3 protein-coding genes are annotated in these 7172 nt (G+C 49.8%); 2 read left to right on the plus strand and 1 reads right to left on the minus strand.

The features are described from left to right. Positions 1–326: 326 nt before the first annotated feature. The gene (locus KKH67_14155) at positions 327–1007 is read right to left on the minus strand and encodes a helix-turn-helix domain-containing protein (GenBank protein ID MBU1320323.1); all 681 of its coding nucleotides are present in this window, start codon (positions 1005–1007) and stop codon (positions 327–329) included. Positions 1008–1933: 926 nt separating this feature from the next. Here KKH67_14155 and KKH67_14160 point away from each other — a divergent pair. Together KKH67_14160 and KKH67_14165 are read left to right on the plus strand one after the other, a co-directional pair. Beyond that, positions 1934–6508, plus strand: a complete 4575-nt coding sequence (locus KKH67_14160) for a PAS domain S-box protein (GenBank protein MBU1320324.1) — start codon at positions 1934–1936, stop codon at positions 6506–6508. 10 nt (positions 6509–6518) lie between these two features. After that, positions 6519–6989, plus strand: coding sequence for a response regulator (locus KKH67_14165; protein ID MBU1320325.1), 471 nt, complete (start codon positions 6519–6521; stop codon positions 6987–6989). Positions 6990–7172 lie beyond the last annotated feature (183 nt).

Here is a 7172-nt window from a genome sequence, read left to right on the forward strand (position 1 = left end):
AAATAAAGGAAGCTGCATAACTGGAGAACTTGAGGATACTATCAAAACAATCATCCACAACTCTTGACAATATCTCTGACAGCAGCAGGATACGCCTATCCAGACACTGGACTTGTGTTCATAGTTCACGACCAATCACTGGATCCGTCGCTCAGGTTTGTGGCTTTGGCTTTCGTTTTCCATTTGTTTTGATGTCTTTTGATGTAGTTTGATGTGTTTTGACTTGAAGTTGTCACAAAACTGTCACAAGCATCATTCTCGCGAACCTACGATAGCTTGGAGTCTTGGTGTTCGGCGATTGGTTTACTTGTCGGGGTAGACTCTGATCAGCATCGAACCGGGGCGGTCTGAACCAGTCCACAGGCACATGGCGGATTCTTCTTCTCTTGGAAGGCGTTCTCAAGTGCGCGTATGAAGTTCTCTGTTGTCTGTCTGAGGACCGCTTCGCTGTATCCTTTACGGGAATGGCTCAGAATGATGCGAAGTACATGGGCTCTTCGTTTCCTACCATCCTCAGATACAATCCAGGCTCCACTGCCAAAGTCAACCTGAGCCTCCTGACCCGGCTCGCATTCCATGCGACGGAATGGTAACGGGGTCCCTTGACCAAGCCTGCGAACAAAGCGCCTCACCGAAGAATATGAACCAGTGAAACCATCCTCACTGACCAGGTCCTGCCAGATCCGCTGACCGGACAGACCATAGTCCAGCTTCTTCTTGATCAAAGCTTCAAACGACTTGCAGAGACTCGGGGGACCAAGGGAACAATCGGGCAGTTCCGGATCACTCGACCCGGGGATCGCATTGGCCGGTTTTGGATCGCTATCCCATGATGACCCGGGGATCGCTTTGGCCGGTTTTGAGCCTCGACCCACTCTCAGCCGGTCGTAACGAGCCACAGTCTCACGGTGAACGCCAAGCTCCCGAGCTATTCGACGGTACGACCAGCCACAAGCCAGTAACCCTATGATTGCATCTGCTAATGCCACTTTGAGTTGGTTTGCCATCTGATACCTCCCGATCAGAAGGTATATGACAAATCCCCTCCCTCAAAATGGCCGGTTTTGAAGCGATCCTACGTGGACGGTTTTGAGCGGTCTATGACATCAAGACCGATGGAGTATAGAAAAGGGCGGTCAATATTGACCGCCCTGCTGTGTTGATACACATGTGTTTCTATGCCGTCCCTTACAACCCGTAGGTTGCAGCAGAAATCCCCCTCATTCTTATTTGCTGACTTGAGATTCGTGTTCCTATGATCTTGGCTGTCCTGCATTCACTCTTATGTCGATCACATCTTATCGTTGAATTGTGCATCAAGTTTTCTACCATATATTGCTCATCTTTGGCAACTGCTGGAATGATTTGATATCAGCAATTGACCTCTACTCTCTATGTCGGCCTGACGTCTTTAGCTGCGAGGGTGAAAAACAGGTTGGTAACGAGGGGTGCGATCTCACCCGTGATTTGCTTGTCGTTTCGGCGGTATAGTTGACATGGATTCTTCTTCTTCGCAGGTGTGCGGTCAGCGCTAACACAGACCAGGGTATACATGAAAAGTCTAAGTTTTTTGTTGCAAAACCTATCGGAGTTTACAATATTATCTTTATGTTGAGGTATGAACTTACTCGGCATGAGTAGTCTGAGGGGCATTAGGTCTATTGTTGGGCGTAATATCCTGGTCCTGTAAGTGAGGCAAGAAGCATCAGAGTGTACCTGTAAAGGAACGGAACACGTTCCCGTTCGTGACATGCTTGGTCAGATATATGGACGAGATGCAAGCCTTCGGTTTACTTGGCCTATCGGTTGAATTTGCTTCAGCTTTGGCTGATTCTAAGATGCTGGTTTTGGCTTGCAGATTCTGATTTGAATCTGGGCGCCGCCATCATGGTATTGCTCGCAGTATCGGCGGGTGAAGTGAAGAGGGAATTCTATGAAGAACCGACGCGGTACGACCGATTCCGTCGGCCAGAAACAGCCGGTTGATTCCGAATCTCCGCTTACCTCCGACATCTATCGCAGACTCTTCGACAATTGTGGAATGGGGGTTGTTGTTCTCGATCCGGATCACCGTTTTGTCGAAGCCAATCTAGCCTCCTGTCGCATGCTTGGTCGTACGATTGACGAGCTTCGTGAATTGACTGTTTCCGAAGTCATATACACTGATGATCTGGAACTGTTTCAAGACATGCTGCGCAACACTTGCAGCACTGAAGGGGATTCCCCAAAGACTGAGATTCGCCTTGTCAGAAAAAGCGGCGAGGACTTATGGGCATCGGTCTATACGTCTGTCATGCGGAACGGGGAAGGCGATTTGGAGTGTTTGGTGGTACATGTCGAGGACATCTCAGATCAAAAGCGAGCAGCGGCCGATCTGAAGCTGAGAGAGGAGAGGTACGAGGAACTTGTCGAGAATGTCAACGATGTGATCTACTCCATCGATGAGAACGGTATCGTGACATTCATTAGTCGAGCTGTCGAGAGGGTTTATGGATACACTCCCTATGAAATCCAGGGCAGGCAATTTGTCGAATTTCTGCATTCGGAAGACCTTCCAGAAGTGATTGAGTCGTTCGCTCAATATGCACGGGGCATCGACCAGAGCCCGGACGAGTATCGCGTAATTGCCAAATCAGGTGCGGTGAGGTGGTGCAGTGATGATAGTCGTGCGAATATTGTCGACGGAAAGTTCAAGGGTGTCCGAGGAGTTCTGAGAGACATCACAGAGCGCAAACACGCAGAAGAGGGGTTGCGTTCCGCCGAGGAGAAGTACCGACAGCTCGTTGAGCGCATAAGTGAAGTCGTCTATGAAGCCGACAGCGAAGGATTCGTGACATCGATGTGGGCGTCTGATGATACAGCCTTCGGATACTCTTTAGCGGATGCTCAGGGGATGCACTTTTCTGAGTTCGCACACCCTGACGACCTGCCCAAGGCCGAAGAGTATCACAGGGCGATTGCAGCCGGGGAGGAAGTTCGACCGTTAGAATGCAGGATTATTACAAAGTCGGGCGAAATTCAGTGGGCAAATGTAGCCTCCAGCCGACGCTTCAAGGACGGCGTATATCAAGGATCTGGCGGAATGGTCAGGGATATTACGGATCGCAAGTCTGCAGAGCTTGAACTCGCTGCCAGCGAGAGGAAGTTCAAAGATCTCGTGGAGCAGGCCGGTATAGCTATTGTGATTGATGATGAAGATGGCAATTTCAGTTACTGCAACGAACGATTCGCCATGCTGTTCGGATATACTCCGGATGAGATTCGCGAGCAATCGATATCGAGACTGGTTCACCCGGATGACCTCGAAACGGTTCTGAAGCGTCACAGGAATAGATATGCCGGGATTGATGTGGAGACTAGGTACGAGTTTGCTGGCATCAAGAAGAATGGTTCGACGATCTATCTTGAACTTTACGCGTTTGCGCTCATGGAAGGCGATACTGTTGTCGGAACGAGGAGCTACATGTGGGATGTAACCGATCGGAGAACCGCGGAAATTGCTCTATGGCAGAGTGAGGAGAGATTTCATCTGGCGGTCAGGGGCTCGAACGACGGGCTCTGGGATTGGCCCGATATGAACTCGGATAAGCTCTGGTGGGCTCCGCGCACATTCGAAATACTCGGTTACGAGGCTGGTGAGTTCCAGCCGACAGATTCGGTTCTCGCCGAGATGTTCCATCCTGACGACAAAGAGAGAGGCAGGCAGATGCTCCGGGATCACCTTCGTGATCGGAAGATATACGATATGGAGCACCGTCTGCGAATGAAGTCGGGGGAGTACCGCTGGTTCCTAACCCGCGGTCAGGCTCTGTGGGACTCGATGGGAAGGCCTGTCAGAATGGCCGGATCGATACGGGATATCACATCAGTGAAACAAGCGGAGGAGGCGCTGCAGGAGAGTGAGGCAAAGTACCACCAATTGTTTACCACGGAGACTGATGCGATTATGCTATTCGATGCCGACACTCTCAAGTACATAGATGTCAACGATGCCGCTATTCGTCTTTACGGATATAGCAAAGATGAGTTCATGAATCTCACAGTGCTTGATGTATCTGCGGAGATAGAGAAGACGACGCGCTCAGTTGCCGACATTTGCGATAAGATCGTCGAGAACATTCCGATACGCTACCACAAGAAGAAAGACGGCACAGTCTTTCCGGTTGAGGTCTCGCCCGGCATATTCGAACTCGGCGGTCGCAAAGTGATGTGTGGAATTATCAGGGACATCACTGAACGTCTGCACTCCGAACACAAGCTCAGGGAGAGCGAGGCGAAGTTCAGGGAACTGTTCAGCAATATGAGCATTGGTGTGGTTATATGTGAGTCTGTGGACGACGGTAACGACTTTATATTCAAGGACGTCAACAATGCTTGCGAGAGAATAGACAGTATAAAGCGCGAGGATCTCATTGGAAACAGCGTTTTGGAGATGTTTCCGGGAGTCAAGGAGTTTGGTCTCCTTGATGTTTTCCAGCGTGTGTGGCGAACTGGCAATTCTGAGCAACATCCGGCGAGCTTCTACAAAGATGGTAGGATTACCGGATGGCGCGAAAATTATGTTTACAAGCTTTCCTCAGGCGAAGTGATTTCAATTTATGAAGACGTAACCGAGCGAAAGAACGCGGAGCATGCTCTGAGAGCGAGTGAGGAGAAATATAGACACCTGTACGAATCAATTTCTGACGGAGCATTCGTGCTGGACGAAGAATGGCGCTTCGTCATGGCGAATGAAGTAAGTGCGAGGCAGTTGAGCGGCATGTCGTCGGAAGATCTGATAGGATGTAAGATAACGGATATCATTCCGCATGTTGCGTCCACCCTGCTTTTCAAGGTATGCAAGAAAGTGATGGATACACGAACGCATGAAACGGTTATCGACCAATTAATTGATTCTGACAACATTGAGCGCTGGTTGGAAATCCGCGTGTATCCGACGGATGTCGGTATTCACTGTCTGTCCAAGGATATTACCGAGCGGATGGATGCGAATAGACAAATAAGAAAAGCCAAGGAGCAGTATGAGAGCCTGATGGAAAACATTCCCGATGCAATCTATTCGACTGAAGTCGGTGGGCAGGGACATACGACATTTGCATCTAAGCGCTTGGAGGAATGGACGGGTTGCACGCTAGAGGATTTTGGGAAGGATCCGGATCTCTGGTCCAAATCTTTGCATCCGGACGATCGTGAAGAAATTCAGATGAGATTTCATGAAGCGGTCATAGATCGTCGAGAGTTTGTTCTCGAATACAGAATCATCAATCTCAAGACTCAGGAAATGCGATACGTCATGGATCACGGCATTCCTCACTTTGACTTTAGCGGTAATCTGGTGAGGTTTGACGGGATCATAACAGATATCAGTGTGCGCAAGCGTGCTGAAGAGAATCTCCGGCAGTCAAGACGGTTCACGGACAATCTAATCAGCACAGCCAACGCAATGATTGTCGCCCTTGATGCCGAAGGTAAAGTCACACTGCTTAATCCAGCGGCGGAACGTATTACCGGATACTCCGTCGCTGAATTGGAAGGTAAGGACTGGTTCGAAATTATAGTCCCTCGGGAAAGGTATCCGGATGTCTACGAGGAGTTTTGTCGTCTTGGTGCCGGGGGACTTCCAAGAACCTATGAGAATCCAATACTCAGCAAGGATGGCCTCGAGCGGATCATAGCCTGGAGTAACAATGAAGTCTTCAGGAGTGGCAGGATTGTAGGTTCAATATCGTTTGGCATAGACATCACCGCACAGAAAAAGGCCGAATGGGAGATCAAGAAGCTAAATGAAGAGCTGGAGCAGCGCGTAGCACTCCGAACGTCAGAGCTGGCTGCTGCCAACCGAGAACTGGATTCGTTCGCCCATTCAGTGGCGCATGACCTGCGAGCGCCGTTGCGAGCAATCGATGGTTTCTCGCACGCATTGAAGTCAGACTATGAGGAGAAGCTCGGAAACGAAGGCAAGCGGCTGCTGAACATAGTAAGCAGTAATGCTCAGGGCATGGGGAGACTGATAGATGCTCTCCTTACATTTTCTCGATACAGCAGGCAGGTGATTGATGCGACTCCAATCGACATGGAGGCCTTAACGAAAGAGGTTTTTGAGCATCTCAGGAGTGAAGCATCTGGTCGGAATATTCAATTCAAAGTTGGAGCCCTTCCCAAAGCGTCGGGTGACAGAACGCTGATCCGTGAAGTGATGGGAAACCTCCTGTCGAATGCGATCAAGTTCTCATCTACAATGATGGTTTCCAAAATCGAGGTAAAGGCCGAGTCTGCCGAAGGCGAGGTCATTTATTCTGTACACGATAACGGAGTAGGATTCGACATGAAATATGTCGACAAGCTTTTTCAGGTATTTCAGCGATTGCATTCTGTGGAGGAGTTTGAAGGCTCCGGAATCGGTCTTGCAAATGTGAAGCGAATAGTAGTCAGGCATGGTGGCCGAGTGTGGGCGGAAGGAAAACCGGGCAAAGGGACCACAGTGTATTTCACGTTAATAAAGGGATAGGAGCACGGACATGATTGAGCATCAGATCGTCGACATTCTTCTCGTGGAAGACAATCCGTGTGATGCCGAGCTCACTCAACGCGCTTTGAAAGAGTGTAATGCGTCAGCCATAGTAGGTGTTGTGACAAATGGCGGAGAGGCACTCGACTTTCTCCTCGCACAGGGCGCTTTCTCGCATCGTGATGTGGTCGAGAATCCGAGAGTCATATTTCTCGATCTGAAAATGCCTAGAGTTGGCGGTCTTGAGTGCCTTCGGAAGATCAGAACCACGGAGCAAATCAGTTCGGTTCCCGTGGTGATCCTTAGCTCGTCAGCCGAGGAGTACGATGTGATGGAGAGTTACGGGCTGGGTGCGAATAGTTATATAGTGAAGCCTGTCGATCACGATGACTTTTTCGAAACGGTAGTAAATGTCGGGAATTACTGGCTGTCTATGAACCGAGTTCCCTCTCTGGCGGCGCTACCGACCGCAGATCGTTGATCGAGACAGCGACTGCATTAATGTTGCTGTACTGCAGATCATACACGTATGGAGTGAGCTATGGAAAAGGACTTGAGAATTCTGATACTCGAAGATGTCCCGACTGACGCCGAGTTGATCGAACGTGAGCTGCGGGCGTCAGGATTGAAGTTCACTGCGCGATTCGCGCACAACAAGGCGACC

It is taken from the genome of Candidatus Zixiibacteriota bacterium, assembly GCA_018820315.1.
Taxonomy (GTDB): domain Bacteria; phylum Zixibacteria; class MSB-5A5; order JAABVY01; family JAHJOQ01; genus JAHJOQ01.